At 37.1% G+C, this 18,535-nt stretch carries 11 protein-coding genes, 3 tRNA genes and 3 rRNA genes; 16 read left to right on the top strand and 1 reads right to left on the bottom strand.

Annotation, left to right across the window (positions count from 1 at the left end):
* Positions 1-33: 33 nt before the first annotated feature.
* The 16 genes from CW752_RS00075 to rrf all read left to right on the top strand — a co-directional run bounded on the left by CW752_RS00075 (position 34) and on the right by rrf (position 16,998).
* On the top strand, positions 34-915 hold the full coding sequence (locus tag CW752_RS00075) for a polysaccharide biosynthesis/export family protein (RefSeq protein ID WP_101237762.1): 882 nt from the start codon (positions 34-36) through the stop codon (positions 913-915).
* A 4-nt stretch (positions 916-919) separates the two neighbouring features.
* Positions 920-3,427, top strand: coding sequence for an exopolysaccharide transport family protein (locus tag CW752_RS00070; RefSeq protein ID WP_101237761.1), 2,508 nt, complete (start codon positions 920-922; stop codon positions 3,425-3,427).
* 213 nt (positions 3,428-3,640) lie between these two features.
* Positions 3,641-4,531, top strand: a complete 891-nt coding sequence (locus CW752_RS00065; RefSeq protein WP_101237760.1) for a DUF6089 family protein — start codon at positions 3,641-3,643, stop codon at positions 4,529-4,531.
* A gap of 1 nt (position 4,532) precedes the next feature.
* Positions 4,533-5,282, top strand: coding sequence for an isoprenyl transferase (locus CW752_RS00060; protein WP_101237759.1), 750 nt, complete (start codon positions 4,533-4,535; stop codon positions 5,280-5,282).
* Positions 5,283-5,310: 28 nt separating this feature from the next.
* On the top strand, positions 5,311-7,848 hold the full coding sequence (gene bamA / locus CW752_RS00055; protein WP_101237758.1) for an outer membrane protein assembly factor BamA: 2,538 nt from the start codon (positions 5,311-5,313) through the stop codon (positions 7,846-7,848).
* 8 nt (positions 7,849-7,856) lie between these two features.
* Complete coding sequence (locus CW752_RS00050) at positions 7,857-8,411, top strand: OmpH family outer membrane protein (protein ID WP_101237788.1); 555 nt, start codon at positions 7,857-7,859, stop codon at positions 8,409-8,411.
* Between the two features lie 66 nt (positions 8,412-8,477).
* Positions 8,478-8,981 carry an OmpH family outer membrane protein gene (locus CW752_RS00045; protein WP_101237757.1) on the top strand — a complete coding sequence of 168 codons (504 nt, stop codon included), beginning with the start codon at positions 8,478-8,480 and terminating at the stop codon, positions 8,979-8,981.
* Positions 8,982-9,050: 69 nt separating this feature from the next.
* Positions 9,051-9,536: an acyl-CoA thioesterase gene (locus tag CW752_RS00040; RefSeq protein WP_101237756.1), complete on the top strand. Its 486-nt coding sequence runs from the start codon at positions 9,051-9,053 to the stop codon at positions 9,534-9,536.
* Between the two features lie 32 nt (positions 9,537-9,568).
* Positions 9,569-10,432 (top strand): dTDP-4-dehydrorhamnose reductase, encoded by an 864-nt coding sequence (rfbD, locus tag CW752_RS00035; RefSeq protein WP_101237755.1) that lies wholly within the window; start codon positions 9,569-9,571, stop codon positions 10,430-10,432.
* A 6-nt stretch (positions 10,433-10,438) separates the two neighbouring features.
* Positions 10,439-11,119 carry a hypothetical protein gene (locus CW752_RS00030; protein ID WP_101237754.1) on the top strand — a complete coding sequence of 227 codons (681 nt, stop codon included), beginning with the start codon at positions 10,439-10,441 and terminating at the stop codon, positions 11,117-11,119.
* A 572-nt stretch (positions 11,120-11,691) separates the two neighbouring features.
* Positions 11,692-13,208 (top strand): 16S ribosomal RNA (locus CW752_RS00025).
* 204 nt (positions 13,209-13,412) lie between these two features.
* A tRNA-Ile gene (locus CW752_RS00020) sits at positions 13,413-13,486 on the top strand.
* Between the two features lie 94 nt (positions 13,487-13,580).
* Positions 13,581-13,654: transfer RNA gene (locus CW752_RS00015), tRNA-Ala, on the top strand.
* 51 nt (positions 13,655-13,705) lie between these two features.
* Positions 13,706-13,781 (top strand) — tRNA-OTHER (locus CW752_RS16755).
* Between the two features lie 156 nt (positions 13,782-13,937).
* Positions 13,938-16,692: ribosomal RNA gene (locus CW752_RS00010) — 23S ribosomal RNA — on the top strand.
* Positions 16,693-16,890: 198 nt separating this feature from the next.
* Positions 16,891-16,998: ribosomal RNA gene (rrf, locus tag CW752_RS00005) — 5S ribosomal RNA — on the top strand.
* Together the 16S, 23S and 5S rRNA genes with 3 tRNA genes alongside form the textbook arrangement of a ribosomal RNA operon.
* A 66-nt stretch (positions 16,999-17,064) precedes the next feature.
* Here rrf and CW752_RS16740 read toward each other — a convergent pair.
* Positions 17,065-17,286 carry a hypothetical protein gene (locus CW752_RS16740; protein WP_133121628.1) on the bottom strand — a complete coding sequence of 74 codons (222 nt, stop codon included), beginning with the start codon at positions 17,284-17,286 and terminating at the stop codon, positions 17,065-17,067.
* Between the last annotated feature and the right edge of the window lie 1,249 nt (positions 17,287-18,535).

The raw sequence follows: 18,535 nt of genomic DNA, 5'->3' as shown, positions 1-18,535 counted from the left end.
ATTAAATATTACTTTTGTAAACAATATTCAAATATGATGAAGAACTTTAAGTATTTATTTTTAATATTACCCTTTTTAATTACTTCCTGCATCACGACCAAAGATGTAAGATACTTGCAGCCAAGTGAAAGTCTTGTAATTAATGAAGAAGGTCTCGTTCCCTATAATATTCCTACTTATAGGATTACAAAAAATGACATGCTGAATCTTAATATTGTTACCACTCCGAAAGGAGATGCTGCGCAATTTTATTCTTCTAATAATACATCTGGAGGAATAGGCGGGTCTTCTTCAAATGCTGCTATGGGAGGACGTTCAGGCGGTGGTGTTGGTATCGGAGGTGCCACAGGTTCCAGTACTGGAGGAAATATTAATTTTTATTTTAATGGATTAAGAGTAGATTCCAATGGTGAAATCAATGTATTTGGAATAGGATATATCAAAGCTGAAGGAAGAACTCTTGATGATCTGCAGAAAGAGATCCAAAATAAAGTAAATGAAAACTTCCAGGAAGGTAAATCCGAAGTTAGAGTAAATACCGATGGTATTACCTATTATATTTTAGGAGATGTTGAAACTACAGGTCTCTCAGGAGAAAAAGTAGCCCATAAAAATACGCTTACCATTACTGAAGCATTAGCAATTAATGGTGGACTGAACAGAACAATTGATAAAAAAGAGGTGGTTATTCATAGAAAGCTACCGGAAGGAATCAAGATCGCTAAAATTGATCTTACCCGTGAAGATCTTATGAACTCTCCTTATTACTATGTACAGAATGGAGACGAGATTTATCTTAACACGAGAAGAAAAAGCTTGAACGGATTCGGAAAAGATCCGATCCAGACTTTATTGACAGGTGTAACAGCAATTACAACAGCGTTAACTCTATATACAATCCTACAAAGGCTTTAACATCATGATTCCAGAAAAAGATACTAAAGTAAGTAGGACCGAATCTTCGAAAGAAAAGTACGGAGCATTCGCATTGTTCGATATTGAGCATTTTTTAAGAAGAATTTTAAAAAACTGGTATTGGTTCGTTTTGATGCTACTTATCGGATATACCATATCATGGCTATACAGTAAATATTACGCACAGAACATATTCGCTTCGGATTTATCCTTAAGTACATCAAGTAATACAGCCAGCTTTCTACAACCTACCCAGGCAAGTCAATCCATTAACTTTATCTGGGGGCAAAGTGGGAATCAGGATGGTATGTACTTAAAGAAAATGCTTTTGTCAAGATCTCATAACGAGTTCTTAGTGAAAGAGTTAGATCTTTTTGTGAATTATTCCACCAAAGGGTTTATAAAATCTACTTATTTAGATAAAGATGATTCTCCTGTTTTTGTACAAATAGATAAGAAACATCTTCAGCAGATTAATTATCCGTTTACTTTAGTTCCAAAAGGTAACGGTGCATACGAAGTGGTATTACCGGAAGAAGGAGAATCAACGAGTTTGTATAATTTTGATACGGAAGGTTTTCAGACCATTAACGCTTATGCCAAACCAACTAATAAAGTGGTTAGAGTAAATGAATGGTATGATTCACCTAATCTGAGATTTAGATTGCTTCCCAATCCTGTTACTCCTAAAATCAGACTTGATAACATTATTGTTAGTTTGAATTCAGTGAACCAAAGTGTTAATGAAATTATTTCTACCATTAATGTTGATTTTGATAAAGAGATCAGCAGTATCATGGTTATTACCAAAAAAGGATATAACCTTAATAGTACTGTCAACTTTTTAAATAAATCCGTAGCAGAGCTGCAAAAAAAGAGACTTGCGGATAAAAACGTGGTAAATAAAAACACAGACCTTTATCTACAAGGGAATTTGGATAAGATCCGTAAAAAATTAGATTCGAGCGCGAATGTCCTGAATTACTTAAAAACTTCAGAAAAACTTTATAATATTAAAGACAGAGATGAAAAATCTCTTGTTAAAATTAAAGAACTTGAGGCAAAAAAGGCTGATATCATCAGTAAACTCAACTCTTTAAATACTATTAAAAATACACTTCAGTCTCAAAATTTTGATAAGATGATTGGGACTAATGCTGCCGGTTTTGAGGATGGAATGTTCTCAGCTACAGTTACTGAACTCAAAGCCTTATATACCAAGAGATCAGAAATGGCATTAATCTATAAGCCGAACTCTGAGCCAATGAAAGAGGTTAATAGATTAATCAACGACGCTAAAATGGGTTCATCTAATAGTTTGAGAGGTTATTATGCCAGATATTATGATGAAATCAATAAAATTGATCGTGAAGTAGCTGAAGCCAATGAAGATCTTGCTTCATATCCTGAAAAAGAAAGGAAGTATTTGGATGCAGAAAGAGGGTATAATATGATAGAAGCAACCTATAACAGCCTTTTAGGGAGACAGAATGATACACAGATGAGGATGGCGACCAATCAATCTGATATTACGGTGATTGACCCTGCCAAAAACCTTGGACAGCATCCAATAGGACCTAATATAAAGCTGGCTAAGATTAGTATTATATCAGGAATGTTATTGCTTCCAATCTTATTTATCCTAATCGGTGAATTGCTAGACAGCAAGATCAGAAATATTAAAGAGCTATTGAGCGCTACGAAAATCCCACTTCTTGGTGTTATCGGAAACAATAGCAACGAAAATATGCTTACCGTTTTAGAGCAGCCAAAATCATCTGTGTCTGAGGCCTTCAGGGGAATAAGAGCAAGTATGAGATTTTTAATGGAGAATAATAATGAAGATGGGAAAGGCAAGGTTATTTTGATAACGTCTTCTATTGGTGGTGAAGGAAAAACTTATATCTCTATTAACTTAGCATCTGTTATAGGATTAAGTGATAAAAAAACAATCCTATTAGGAATGGACCTTAGAAAACCTAAGATCTTTGGAGATTTTAAAATTGATAATAAATATGGTATTTCAAATTATCTGACAGGTGAAGTTGAGATTGACCAGATTATCAATAAAACCAAAATTCCAAATCTTGATGTAGCAACTTCAGGACCTATCCCACCAAATCCATCTGAACTTTTGATGAGTCAGAGAAATATCAAATTCATAGAAGAATTAAAAGAAAAGTATGATTTTATCATCATAGATTCACCGCCTGTAGGTTTGGTTGCAGACTCCTATGAGCTGATGAAGTATTCGGATGCCAATATTTATGTTGTACGTCACGAATATACCGAAAAGTATATGCTGAAAATGATTACCGAAAAATACCATAACAACGAAATTAGTCATTTGGGTCTTATTTATAATGACTATAATACAAAACAAGGTTATGGCTATGGTTACGGCTACGGTTATGGCTATGGTTATGGTTATTTTGATGAAGATAAAAATTATAAAGAACCGTTATTAATCAGAATACGGAATAAAGTACAAACAATATTTAATAAAAAATAGAGCTTTAAACCCTCATGTAATGGGGGTTTTTTTATACTTGATGTGTTTTGATTCTATGAAAAAAAGAATATTTTTGCCACTTTGCCGTTTACTTTATAACAAATTATGTTTTTTTGTTTATTTTTAACTAAACATTAAGATTATCATTAATATAAAAATGTTTTATATTTGCAAAAATTAAATTTTAAAATAACCATAAATCCATATTCTTTTATGAATAAAAAATTATTGTTTAGCTTCCTTGCTCTCCTTGGAGTGGTAAGTGTCAAAGCACAAAGAAACGAATTGGGAGTTCGTCTAGGGATGAGTAACCTAGTGGGAGATGTAGGAAGGACAAATTATATTTTACAAAAGCCGTTGGATTTAAATAGAGTTTCAGATTGGGGGTTCCCATTTTATGGAGGGTTGTTATATAGATTTAATTTTAATCCGCACCAGACTGTTAGATTGGATTTAGGATATAATCAGATTCAGTTTAATGATAAAGTTGCGAAAGAAGAGTATAGAAAGAATAGAAACTCATATGGGAAAAATAATGTATATGAGGCAAGTTTAATGTTTGAATACAACTTTTTCCCAATAAATAATGAACAGGTAAGTATGGTAAGCCCTTATATTTTTGGGGGGATCGGTGCTTTAATGTTTGACGCTCCTAAAGCTACTATGGTCAATGACTTTAAAAGAGATGCTGACGGAGTTGCATTAGCTCCTATTAATGAAATGGATTTCCAAACGAGAACCGAATATTCATTAGGGAAAAAAGTTACAATGCATATTCCTTTTGGAGTAGGGTTGAAGTATAAATTTAATCATACTTGGGCTATATTTGCAGAAGCTACATTTAGATATACCTTAACGGATCAGTTGGATCATAGTAAGATCCTTGCTGAAGATGTAAAGACTTCTTTTAATGCAGATATTTTAGATCCGGCTACTGGAGCCTCTTTATTGCAGTCAGGAAATTATTATGCTGTTGCTAAAGAAAGACAGGAAGAGTTTATTAGAAAGAGAAATATTGGAGATAGTAGATCTAAAGATTGGATGAATACTTTCAGTTTAGGACTTACTTTTTCGTTTGGAAGACCTCCATGTTATTGTGATTAATATGTCGTTGATTAAAGATAAAATAAATTCTGAGAATTTACCAAAACACGTAGCCATCATTATGGATGGTAATGGAAGATGGGCGAAGTCTCGTGGCGAAGAAAGAACTTTTGGCCACAAGAATGCCATTAATGCTGTAAGAAATGCTATTAATGCATGTAATGAGATCAATATTCCCTACCTAACACTTTATACGTTCTCTTCAGAAAACTGGAGCCGTCCGACTGAAGAAGTGAATACTCTTATGAATCTTTTAGTAGAAACTTTACTACTTGAAGCAGAAGAGATTTTCAGTAAGGGACTGAGAATGCATGTGATAGGAAATATGGAGAAGTTGCCTACATTAGTAAGAGAGCAGCTTCAACGTGTGGTAGATCTTACAAAAGAAAACACAAAAGGAAACTTAGTATTAGCTATAAGCTATGGCTCTCAAAACGAAATTCTGAATGCTGTAAAAAATATTAGTTCTGATGTAAAAGAAGGAAAAGTAGAAATAGGAGATATTAACGAACAATTATTCGAGAACTATCTTTATACAAAAGATTTTCCTCCTGTAGATTTACTCATCAGAACAAGTGGCGAAATCAGAATAAGTAATTTCCTTCTTTGGCAGATTGCCTATGCAGAATTACAGTTTTTAGATGTCTTATGGCCGGATTTTACCAAAGATATTTTCTTCCAATGTATTGTAGATTATCAAAACAAAGAAAGAAGATACGGATTAACCGGAGAGCAGATACAAGGCCAATAAATTTTTAAGAAAAGAAAGACTCGATAAAATGAAGTTTAGACTATTACCCATCATTATGTTTGCTGCTTCTGCACATTTTTATGGACAAGTAACTCCACAGGACAGCACAAAAGTAAATAAGTCGACTGTTCATACAGAAAATGAAGTAGGCACTTACACACTTAAAGACATCGTTGTAGATGGGGTAAAAAAATATTCACCCGCGCAAATTCTGCGATTTACAGGTTTATCTAAAGGAGAAAGTGTAGACATTCCGGGACAGAAAATAAGTAATGCTGTGAAAAAGCTTTGGGATACCCAATCTTTTTCTGAGGTGGAAGTTTACGTCCAAAGTATTGAAGGACAGACTATCGTGCTTAGATTTTACTTACAAGACCTTAAAGAACTTGGCGAAGTTAAATTCGAAGGAAAAGGAATTGGAAAATCTAAAAGCGAAAAACTGGCTAAGGATAACAACCTGAAGCCTGGAACTAAAATTACTCAAAACTTAGTTTCAAGTCTTAAGACAAACATCCCAAAAGATTATATCAAAAAAGGTTTTGCTGATGCTAAAATCAGTATTCAGGATAAAGCGAATGCAGGAGATCCTGCTTTGGTAGACTGGACCATCAACGTAGATAAAGGGAAGAGAGTTAAAATCGACCATATCGAATTTGAAGGCAACCAAAATGTTTCAGATAGTAAGCTTAGAAATAAAGCTTTTAAAGAAACTAAGCAAAAACGCTTTGGTATCGGGGGAATTTTGAAGTCTTCTAAATTTATTGAAGATAAATATCAGGCAGATAAACAAAGCCTGATCAGTTATTATAACTCTTTAGGATACAGAGATGCAAAGATCGTCTCAGATTCTGTATGGAGAAATAAAAATAAGAACTACGAAATCAATGTAAAACTTAATGAAGGTAAAAAGTATTATATCGGGGACATTACGTTCACCGGAAATACAGTATATGCCACTGAACAATTACAAAGATTATTAGGATATAAGAAAGGGGATATTTACGATGCCGTTGGATTCAACAAAAAAGTAGGAGAAGACGGAGGTAAAGAAGATGATTCTGATATCAAATCCGTGTATATGAACAATGGATACCTTTTCTCTAATGTAACACCGGTAGAAAAATCTGTAACAGGAGATGCTGTAAATCTCGAAATTAGAATTAATGAAGGAGAACAGGCTACATGGAATAAAGTGACTTGGCAGGGAAATACAACCACCCATGACCACGTAATCCTTAGAGCATTAAGAACAAAACCTGGAGAACTTTTCAAAAAGACTGAAATTAAAAGAACTTATTTCGATCTGGCAGGGATGTCTTTCTTTGATCCACAACAGATCGGACAGGATATTCAGCCAAATCAACAAGATAATACCGTTGATATCAACTGGAAACTGGTAGAAAAAGGATCTTCTCAAGTACAGTTACAAGCTGGTTATGGAGGTAATAGCTTTATCGGAACTTTAGGATTAACGTTTAATAACTTCTCGTTAAGAAACTTCCTTAAGTTTAAAGACTTTAAACCTGTACCACAAGGGGATGGACAAACCTTCTCTATCCAGGTTCAGGCAGGTCAGTATTTCCAGAACTATGGAGTATCATTTACTGAGCCTTGGTTATTCGGAACTAAGCCTACAGCACTTTCTGTAAGTTTGAATAACTCAAGAGTAAAATACAGTGATATGTATGGAAATGCACAGAAGCTTAATATTTTCTCGGCTTCAGTAGGTCTAAACAGACTATTGAACTGGCCTGATGATTATTTCTCTTTGTATACAGGTCTGCAATTCCAGAAGTATGACTTCAACAACTATCCGTTCCAATTTGGGGATACTACGGAATACTATGGAAATGCTAATAACTTCAGTGTCAACTTAGGATTAAGTAGAAACTCAGCAGGTATAGACCCAATCTTCCCAACAACGGGATCCAATATCGAACTTTCTGCGAAACTAACACCTCCATATTCATTGTTTAGCAATAAAGATTATTCTAAAATGTCACCTATTGATAAATATAAGTGGATGGAGTTCTATAAAATCAAGTTTAAAGCAGATGTATATAACGAAATCGTTGGAAAACTTGTATTGAGATCTTCTGCTGAAATGGGATTCATGGATGGTTATAACAAACAATTGGGAGCTCCGCCTTTCGAAAGATTTTATGTAGGAGGTACCGGTTTATTTGGAGGTAGATACGATGGTAGAGAATTGATTCCTTTAAGAGGTTATGAAAATGCAAGTACTTATGGTGGTGATGGAACTGATATTACCCAGAAAGGAGGAGGTACAATCTACAATAGATTTACTTTAGAATTAAGATACCCAATCTCAATGAACCAAACAGCTAAAATTTATGCATTGACATTTGCTGAAGGTGGTAACGTTTGGAACTCTTGGGGTAATTATAATCCATTCCAGCTGAAAAGATCAGTAGGGGTCGGAGTGAGAGTATATATGGGTGCATTTGGATTGATCGGATTTGACTTCGCATATGGATTTGATAAGACCATCTCAGGAAACCGTTCAGGATGGCAAAACCACTTCTTGATGAACCAATCATTATAATTATAAATATGAAGAACTTTAAAATAACTTTCACATTCGTATTGCTGTTATTTTTTGGCTTAAGTAGTGCCCAGAAAATAGGTGTAGTGGATACTGATTATATTTTAAATAAATTACCACAATATAAAGAAGCTGAAGCAAGACTTAATTCACAAATCGATACCTGGCAGTCAGAATTGCAAAATCTACAGTCAGAGTACGAAAGAAAAAAAGCGGCATTTGAAAGTGAAAAAGTGTTGTTGATAGGTGATCAATTGAAACTGAGAGAGAAAGAAGTAGTAGATCTTGATAAAAATATTAAAACAACTACCAGCTTACGTTTTGGAGCAAATGGTGAGATCACAAAGCTAAGAACAAACTTAGTACAGCCTTTTCAGGATCAGATATGGAATGCGATTAAAACAATGTCTGAAAAAAACGGGTTGGGCATAGTTCTTGATAAAAGCAATAACATTAGCGTTATTTTTCTTCAGAAAAAATATGACTTTACCGACAAGGTGTTGGACATTTTGTTGAAAGGAACAGATAAGAAAGAAAAAACTAATAATAAAAGTAAAAAGTAATTTTTTCAATTAACTTTTACTTAAATTTAAAATCTAAAAACAAATTAAATTATTTATTTACCAATTATGAAAAAATTAAGTGTATTATTTGCAGCAGTGATGATGATTGTGTCTGTAGGTATGGCAAAAGCTCAAAAAATTGCTACTTTAGATGTAATAGGAGTTCTTAATGCGATGCCAGAAAAGAAAAAAGCAGATGCTGATCTTAAAACATTCTTAGATACAAAACAAGCTGAGATTAAGAAAAAAGCAGATGCTGCTCAAACTAAATTCCAGCAATATCAAGCTGAAGCTCCTAAAAAGACAGCTGATGAAAATGCTGCTAGAGAGCAAGAAATGAAAAAATTAGGAGAAGAAATCCAACAAATGCAAGACAAAGCTCAAAAAGACCTACAAGCTAAACAAGATGTAGCTTTCGGGCCAATTGAGAAAAAATTAAACGATGCTGTAGACAAAGTAGCTAAAGCTAACGGATACGAGTATGTAATGGATGCAAACTCTCCGGCATTCCTTTATAAAGCAGGAGCAGATGCAACTGCAGCTGTTAAAAAAGAATTAGGAATTCAATAATTTAGCAAATTAACAAAGATTTATAAAACTAACCGCCTCTTTTAGAGGTGGTTTTTTTATTTTTGCGGAATGGAAAAAGAAGTATCAACCACGGTAAAAGTTAGATTTAGCGACTGCGATCCAATCGGACATTTGAATAATGTAAAATATCTTGAGTATATGTTCAATGCAAGAGAAGATCATGTGGAAACATTTTATGGATTTACATATGAAGAGTATACTAAACAAACCGGCTGTACCTGGATTGCCATTCAAAATGAAATTGCCTATCTGAAAGAAGTAAGATACAATACCCAGGTGGTCATCAGCAGTAAAACAATAGAAATACAGGATAGAACAGCTAAAGTGGAGATTCTGATGAAAAGTTTAGATGAAAAAACCGTTCATGCTGTACTTTGGGTTACTGTAATTTATTTCAATGTTAAAACCAGAAAATCTGAAGTCCACCCGGAAGATATTAAAGAAACCTTTCAGAAATTTTATGTGGATCTGATACAAAAAGACTTCCAGTCAAGAGTTAAGTTTTTAAGATCACAAAATGCAAAAAATTCTTAAACGATACTTTTTATACAATTTAAAATAATTAAATGAAAAAAATAGCAATAATAGGGAGCAACGGACAATTAGGAAACTGTATCAGGAAAATTGCACCGGATTTTGAAAATCAATACGAATTTTTATTTACAGACTCAACTACGTTAGACATTACCAACGAAGATCAGATCAACGATTTTTTTTACGATAATAAACCTGATTATTGTATCAATGCTTCTGCCTATACAGCAGTAGATCTGGCAGAGAAGGAAAAAGAAAAGGCATTTGCTGTAAATGCTGACGGAGTTGCTTACCTTGCTCAGGCGTGTGCAGACTACAAAAGTATCTTAATTCACGTTTCTACAGATTATGTTTTTGATGGAGATACCAATCTTCCATATTCCGAAGATGATTTTACTAATCCTATCGGCGTATACGGAGAATCAAAAAGAAAGGGAGAGGAGTTGGCATTAGAGATTAACCCCAAAACAATTATTTTGAGAACCTCTTGGCTTTACTCAGAATTTAATAAGAACTTTGTTAAGACAATGTTGAATCTATTCTCCCAAAAAGATGAACTGGGAATTGTCGCTGATCAGTTCGGACAACCTACCAATGCCAATGATCTTGCAGAGGCTATAATGGAAATCATTCAGTCTCCCAACAAAACCTTTGGAATATTTCATTTCTCCAACTATCCCGAAACGACTTGGTTTGACTTTGCAAAAAAGATCGCCGAATTTTCCAAATCTTCAATAAAGTTAAATCCATTGACAACCGAACAATACCCAACTCCGGCAAAAAGACCCGTAAGAAGTACAATGTCTTTGGATAAAATAGAAAACACATATAAAATAGAACCCAAACATTGGGAAAATAGTCTTGAAGACTGTGTTGATATTCTTTCACAACAATAATAATATATGAAAAATCTAGCCATCATCTTTTCCGTATTGTGTGTTCAGTTGTGGACAGCTCAAAATGTCTATCTGAGCCGGGTTGAAAAAACAAATGATAACAAAGATAAATTCTTATATAAAAAAGATGAAGCCGTGGAAGGGGCTATTTATTTAGGAGAAATAGATGTTCAAGGCTTTTTTAAAGATGATGCGTTGGCATTTTCATTAATATATAAAAAGGCAAAAGAGATTGGTGCCAATACTTTTGCCTTAAAACCTTTTGAAAATATTAATGGTTCCGCTCAGCCATTTAATGCTTCTAACTATAGAATCGCATTATATTATACCCCTAAAGAAAAATTAGAAGTTCAGAACGGAATGATCTATATATTTGCTTCCGCAGAGAAAGATCAGAAAATTAATGTAAACAAACAAGATTATACAATAGCTCCCAGATCATTTTTAAAACTAAAAATAGTTCCTGGTGAAGTCTATACCATCTCAACAAAAAAACTATTAGGATCTACCATCAAAGTACAACCCAAAACGAGTAGTGAAAATTTATATTTTCAAATTTCATCTTTGAAAGTGAAGTCTGATACCTCAGGAATAGGAGGGTTGAATTTAAAATCCGGTGATATTGTTGGCTTAGAGAAATCGTATGCCGAATTTCTGAGCCTGATTTATAAAGAAGATAAGCCTTAAACAGATTAAATAAAGTTGCTGATTCTAATTTTACAGCTATATCTAAATTTTGTTTAAAATTTTTCATCCTGCCAACCAGTGTTTTACCTTCAAATATTACGTAAAAATGAAATTTAAGTTAAATAAACTTGCGTAGGATTCAAGAAGTATCTATCTTTGCCCCACTGAAAAACGAAAGACATTCAGTAGCGCAGAAGAGCTTTTAGATAGGCAAAAACATTATGAAACTTCATAAGATAGCGGCGAAAAAAAACTTTAATTTTTTAATAAAAAAGATTGCTGGTTTAAATAAAGTTTATATCTTTGCAGTCCGAATTAATCGGAGCGCAGGAGTTTAAAGATTGAGGTTTAGAGAGGGGTTAAGGTTAGATAAAAAACTTTAAAATTTTCTTTCAAAACATTTGGTCAATTCAAAATAAAGTTTTACTTTTGCACTCGCAAATACGGAGCGACACTGACAGAAAGATTGCTTCGTTGAAAAGCGGAAGATATAAAGATCATTGACATACAATATAACAACCAAGTAAGGAAAAACTAAAGCGTTAAAAACTTTGAGTGAGTCAGACAAACATACAATGGAGAGTTTGATCCTGGCTCAGGATGAACGCTAGCGGGAGGCCTAACACATGCAAGCCGAGCGGTAGAGATCTTTCGGGATCTTGAGAGCGGCGTACGGGTGCGGAACACGTGTGCAACCTGCCTTTATCAGGGGGATAGCCTTTCGAAAGGAAGATTAATACCCCATAATATTTAGAATGGCATCATTTTAAATTGAAAACTCCGGTGGATAGAGATGGGCACGCGCAAGATTAGATAGTTGGTGAGGTAACGGCTCACCAAGTCTGCGATCTTTAGGGGGCCTGAGAGGGTGATCCCCCACACTGGTACTGAGACACGGACCAGACTCCTACGGGAGGCAGCAGTGAGGAATATTGGACAATGGGTGCGAGCCTGATCCAGCCATCCCGCGTGAAGGACGACTGCCCTATGGGTTGTAAACTTCTTTTGTATAGGGATAAACCTAGATACGTGTATCTAGCTGAAGGTACTATACGAATAAGCACCGGCTAACTCCGTGCCAGCAGCCGCGGTAATACGGAGGGTGCAAGCGTTATCCGGATTTATTGGGTTTAAAGGGTCCGTAGGCGGATTTGTAAGTCAGTGGTGAAATCTCACAGCTTAACTGTGAAACTGCCATTGATACTGCAAGTCTTGAGTGTTGTTGAAGTAGCTGGAATAAGTAGTGTAGCGGTGAAATGCATAGATATTACTTAGAACACCAATTGCGAAGGCAGGTTACTAAGCAACAACTGACGCTGATGGACGAAAGCGTGGGGAGCGAACAGGATTAGATACCCTGGTAGTCCACGCCGTAAACGATGCTAACTCGTTTTTGGGCTTTCGGGTTCAGAGACTAAGCGAAAGTGATAAGTTAGCCACCTGGGGAGTACGTTCGCAAGAATGAAACTCAAAGGAATTGACGGGGGCCCGCACAAGCGGTGGATTATGTGGTTTAATTCGATGATACGCGAGGAACCTTACCAAGGCTTAAATGGGAAATGACAGGTTTAGAAATAGACTTTTCTTCGGACATTTTTCAAGGTGCTGCATGGTTGTCGTCAGCTCGTGCCGTGAGGTGTTAGGTTAAGTCCTGCAACGAGCGCAACCCCTGTCACTAGTTGCCATCATTAAGTTGGGGACTCTAGTGAGACTGCCTACGCAAGTAGAGAGGAAGGTGGGGATGACGTCAAATCATCACGGCCCTTACGCCTTGGGCCACACACGTAATACAATGGCCGGTACAGAGGGCAGCTACACAGCGATGTGATGCAAATCTCGAAAGCCGGTCTCAGTTCGGATTGGAGTCTGCAACTCGACTCTATGAAGCTGGAATCGCTAGTAATCGCGCATCAGCCATGGCGCGGTGAATACGTTCCCGGGCCTTGTACACACCGCCCGTCAAGCCATGGAAGTCTGGGGTACCTGAAGTCGGTGACCGTAAAAGGAGCTGCCTAGGGTAAAACAGGTAACTAGGGCTAAGTCGTAACAAGGTAGCCGTACCGGAAGGTGCGGCTGGAACATCTCATTTTAGAGCGTCTTAAAGACGTTAAACAAAATTAGTACGCAAGTACATTATACTTACTTAAAGCAATAGCTTTAGTTTTTTGTTTGGTTGATATATAAAAATACAAAACCCACTAGAAATTAGTAAAGGGATTGAGACAAAGAGGCAAGATAAAAGAAGAAAGAAAAGTCTGATATCTAATATCTGAAATCTGTTAGTCTAACAGACAGTCTCGTAGCTCAGCTGGTTAGAGCGCTACACTGATAATGTAGAGGTCGGCAGTTCGAGCCTGCCCGAGACTACTAATTAAGTGATTTGAAATTGAAAATTTGAAATTTGAAATTCGTTACGTATGAATATCAAATGTGAAACTTCAAATCTCAAATCAACCTAGAGGGGGAATTAGCTCAGCTGGCTAGAGCGCCTGCCTTGCACGCAGGAGGTCAAGGGTTCGACTCCCTTATTCTCCACATAGTTACTGAAAAGTAACAAGAATAGAAGATATTTATTATAAATAAAACAAAGGATTTTAGCCGATAGGGGCTAGATCGTCCCGATTCATCGGGAAGGTCAAGGGTTCGACTCCCTTATTCTCCACAGTTTTGGAAGACTGATTTAAAAGTTACGGATGGAGCCAACAACAACATCTGTTCATCAGTCGGAAAGAAAGAAATTAAGATCATTGACATTAACGGTAAAGACATCACAAAGAGAAAACCGAGCGCATAAAGCGCTTGAGTAACCAAAAATAGGAAAGAAATCGTTAAGGGCGTATGGCGGATGCCTAGGCTTTCAGAGGCGACGAAGGACGTGGTAAGCTGCGAAAAGCTGCGGGGATTGGCACACACGAATTGATCCGCAGATGTCCGAATGGGGCAACCCGGCATGTTGAAGACATGTCACCTCGTAAGAGGAGCAAACCCGGAGAACTGAAACATCTAAGTACCCGGAGGAAAAGAAATCGAAGAGATTCCGTAAGTAGTGGCGAGCGAAAGCGGATTAGCCCAAAAGTCTTTATATATTTAGAAGAACGTACTGGAAAGTGCGGCCATAGACGGTGATAGCCCGGTATTCGAAAGGTATATTTGGATGATAAATGAGTAGGGCGGGACACGTGAAATCCTGTCTGAATATGGGGGGACCATCCTCCAAGGCTAAATACTCCTGAAAGACCGATAGTGAACAAGTACTGTGAAGGAAAGGTGAAAAGCACTTCGAATAGAAGGGTGAAATAGAACCTGAAACCGTACGCCTACAAGCGGTCGGAGCAGCGTAATGCTGTGACGGCGTGCCTTTTGCATAATGAGCCTACGAGTTAATTTTACTAGCGAGGTTAAGGTATTAAGTACCGGAGCCGGAGCGAAAGCGAGTCTGAATAGGGCGCATAGTTAGTAGGATTAGACGCGAAACCTTGTGATCTACCCATGGGCAGGTTGAAGCTCTGGTAACACAGAGTGGAGGACCGAACCGGTTGACGTTGAAAAGTCTTCGGATGACCTGTGGGTAGGGGTGAAAGGCCAATCAAACTGGGAGATAGCTCGTACTCTCCGAAATGCATTTAGGTGCAGCGTCGATGTTAAGTTTATTAGAGGTAGAGCTACTGATTGGATGCGGGGGTTTCACCGCCTACCAATTCCTGACAAACTCCGAATGCTAATAAATGTTCGTCGGCAGTGAGGGCATGGGTGCTAAGGTCCATGTCCGAGAGGGAAAGAACCCAGACCAACAGCTAAGGTCCCAAAATATATGTTAAGTTGAAGCAACGCGGTTGGACTGCATTGACAGCTAGGATGTTGGCTTGGAAGCAGCCATTCATTTAAAGAGTGCGTAACAGCTCACTAGTCGAGCGGTCCGGCATGGATAATAATCGGGCATAAACATATTACCGAAGCTATGGATTTATATTTTAGATATATCTGGTAGGAGAGCATTCTATTTGCGCCGAAGCAGTACTGTGAGGTATTGTGGAGCGGATAGAAAAGAAAATGTAGGCATAAGTAACGATAAAGCAGGCGAGAAACCTGCTCACCGAAAGACCAAGGCTTCCTCAGCCATGCTAATCAGCTGAGGGTTAGTCGGGACCTAACGCGAACCCGAAAGGGGTAGTGGATGGACACAGGGTTAATATTCCCTGACTTGCTCACGAATAAAGGGGACGGTTGGATGTATCTACTGGAGACTGACGGAATAGTCAAGGCCTAGCCTTCGGGCGAAGCTGCTGTAGAGTAATCTGATCCAAGAAAAGCCGAAGTGAAGCAACCCGTACCAAAACCGACACAGGTGGTCGAGGAGAGAATCCTAAGGTGCTCGAGTGAGTCGTGGCTAAGGAACTAGGCAAAATAGTCTCGTAACTTCGGAAGAAGAGACGCCATCAGCAATGGTGGCCGCAGTGAAGAGGCCCAGGCGACTGTTTATCAAAAACACAGGACTCTGCTAAATCGAAAGATGCTGTATAGGGTCTGACACCTGCCCGGTGCTGGAAGGTTAAGGAAGGTGCTTAGCGTAAGCGAAGGCATTAACTGAAGCCCCAGTAAACGGCGGCCGTAACTATAACGGTCCTAAGGTAGCGAAATTCCTTGTCGGGTAAGTTCCGACCTGCACGAATGGTGTAACGATCTGGGCACTGTCTCAGCCACGAGCTCGGTGAAATTGTAGTATCGGTGAAGATGCCGATTACCCGCAATGGGACGAAAAGACCCTGTGAACCTTTACTATAACTTCGTATTGACTTTGAGTAAGTAATGTGTAGGATAGGTGGGAGGCTTTGAAGCAGGCACGCTAGTGTTTGTGGAGCCGACGTTGAAATACCACCCTTTACTTACTTGGAGCCTAACTTCTTTCAGAAGGACATTGCGTGGTGGGTAGTTTGACTGGGGTGGTCGCCTCCAAAAGAGTAACGGAGGCTTTCAAAGGTACCCTCAGCACGCTTGGTAACCGTGCGTAGAGTGTAATGGCATAAGGGTGCTTGACTGTGAGACCCACAAGTCGATCAGGTGCGAAAGCAGGACATAGTGATCCGGTGGTTCCGTATGGAAGGGCCATCGCTCATAGGATAAAAGGTACTCCGGGGATAACAGGCTAGTCTCCCCCAAGAGCTCACATCGACGGGGAGGTTCGGCACCTCGATGTCGGCTCGTCACATCCTGGGGCTGGAGAAGGTCCCAAGGGTTGGGCTGTTCGCCCATTAAAGTGGCACGCGAGCTGGGTTCAGAACGTCGTGAGACAGTTCGGTCTCTATCTATTGCGGGCGTTAGATGTTTGAGAGGGCTTGATTCTAGTACGAGAGGACCGAATTGAACAAACCTCTGGTGTATCAGTTGTACCGCCAGGTGCACCGCTGAGTAGCTACGTTTGGAAGAGATAAGCACTGAAGGCATATAAGTGCGAAACTCGCCTCAAGATGAGACATCTTTTAAGGGTCGTTGTAGATGACGACGTTGATAGGCTATAGGTGTAAAGACAGTAATGTCATAGCCAAGTAGTACTAATTACCCGTAGATTTATAGCCTATGGTTGCTATAAGAAAATATTTATTAAATGATTAAAATATTACGACAAGTTCTTTATGCGCAGCGAAGGTTTTGTCTTTGTGAAAGTTTTTATCGCTTAAAACAGGTATCAGATGATAGATGCAAGGTAGCAGGTAGCAGTTAACAGCTATTACCTTTAACCTACGATCTACAACCTGAACCTTATATACCTTCTTTAGGGTGGTTTTAGCGGTGGGGCTCACCTGTTCCCATTCCGAACACAGAAGTTAAGCCCACCAGCGCCGATGGTACTGCTAACGCGGGAGAGTAGGCCGCCGCCAGTTTTTATTTTATTTTTAAAAATCCTTTATCATTATGATAAAGGATTTTTTTTGCTTTATACCCAACAACTATAAGTAATGAGTAATGGGCAATAAGTAATGAGCAATGAGCAATGAGTAATCGGTAATGAGTAATCTAACAACTTTGGTTCCTGTTACGGATACCGGTTTTTTATCCAAGTCTTTATTTTTTTGTTGTAGATTCTTTCTTCTTCTCTCTATACTCTTCTCTTCTCTTTTTATTTTATCATAGATATTTCCTGGTATCATTACTTCTGATAACTTTACCACATTTTGTCATCCTGAAAGGATCTAAACGAGGATGATAAAAGAAAGAATAATTGTAACAATTGGTGGGATAGCGTTGTCTAGATTCCTATCGGAATGACAAAGTGAGTGGGATATACACGCAGAACAATTTTAAGTTTTGTTAAAGCCAATCCCATTAATTATTCATAAGATAATTATTATCCCTAATATAAATGGTATACTTGTCATCATAGAAGGATCTAAACCATGCTATTATAATCCTTTTAAGGAAAAGAATACTTTTTTATTTTCAATTATAAGTAATAAACTAGGGCAGGGCGGACTATATTTCTGTTTATCCTTATCATGAGTATTTTTGATATATCCCAATCGTTGTCATAATGAAAAGTGAAAGGGATTGCGAGATTTTAAAGGCTATGTTCATACTCTATTCATTGAATAGAGCTGTGAAATAGTGCTATGAAAAACTATAGATAATATGGTGCTTGGGTCTGTATGAAATGACAAAGGCAATGAGATGTAGGAGCGGATTGAAATGTATTACTCAGAAGTTTGCTTTAATAATAAAATTAATGGTTACTATAATCGTTGGCTTATTATCAGTTTTATTTAACCAAATAGTTATTTGTCTCGTCAAAATCTAAATAAAAAAGCATAGTCTGATGATTTTGTAAACCATATTATTGGTATTTCTATCAGATAGAACAAGAGCAATGAATAATTTATATAATGATTTTTATCTTTATATCAATCTAATAATTGGCTTTAGTGGAGGCTGATATAATTTTTATTTAAAAACTAGAATCAGGATAATAGCCTTATCTATCCTTACTGAATATGATTGTTGTATTTATAATAAATATTTATAGACTTAAATTAAAAAATTTGTTTACTAATATAAATTATGCAAATCTGTATCTTAGAACAATAATGAATACTAGTTTGCAATTATGAACTAAATAATATCTATTCATATTTTATCTTAGGTAATCGAATTTTTTCTGCTTACATCATTCAAATGTTTTTTTTGACTTCAGTACATTATTCTTTCATATTTAGGATTTATATTACTTATTGTGGATAAGTGTTGATAAGTATATAATAGTTTTATTTTCATTTTGTTATGTAGTTTATTTTTCCACAATTATAATACTGGTGTAAACTTTAAGTTAAATAAACTTGCGTGTGAAGGTAGAAGTATCTATCTTTGCCCCACTGAAAAACGAAAGACATTCAGTAGCGCAGAAGAGCTTTTAGATAGGCAAAAACA

It is taken from the genome of Chryseobacterium sp. PMSZPI (assembly GCF_002835665.1).
GTDB lineage: Bacteria > Bacteroidota > Bacteroidia > Flavobacteriales > Weeksellaceae > Chryseobacterium.
Note: the sequence above shows the minus strand (reverse complement) of the source record. Positions and strands in the feature narration are given on the sequence as shown.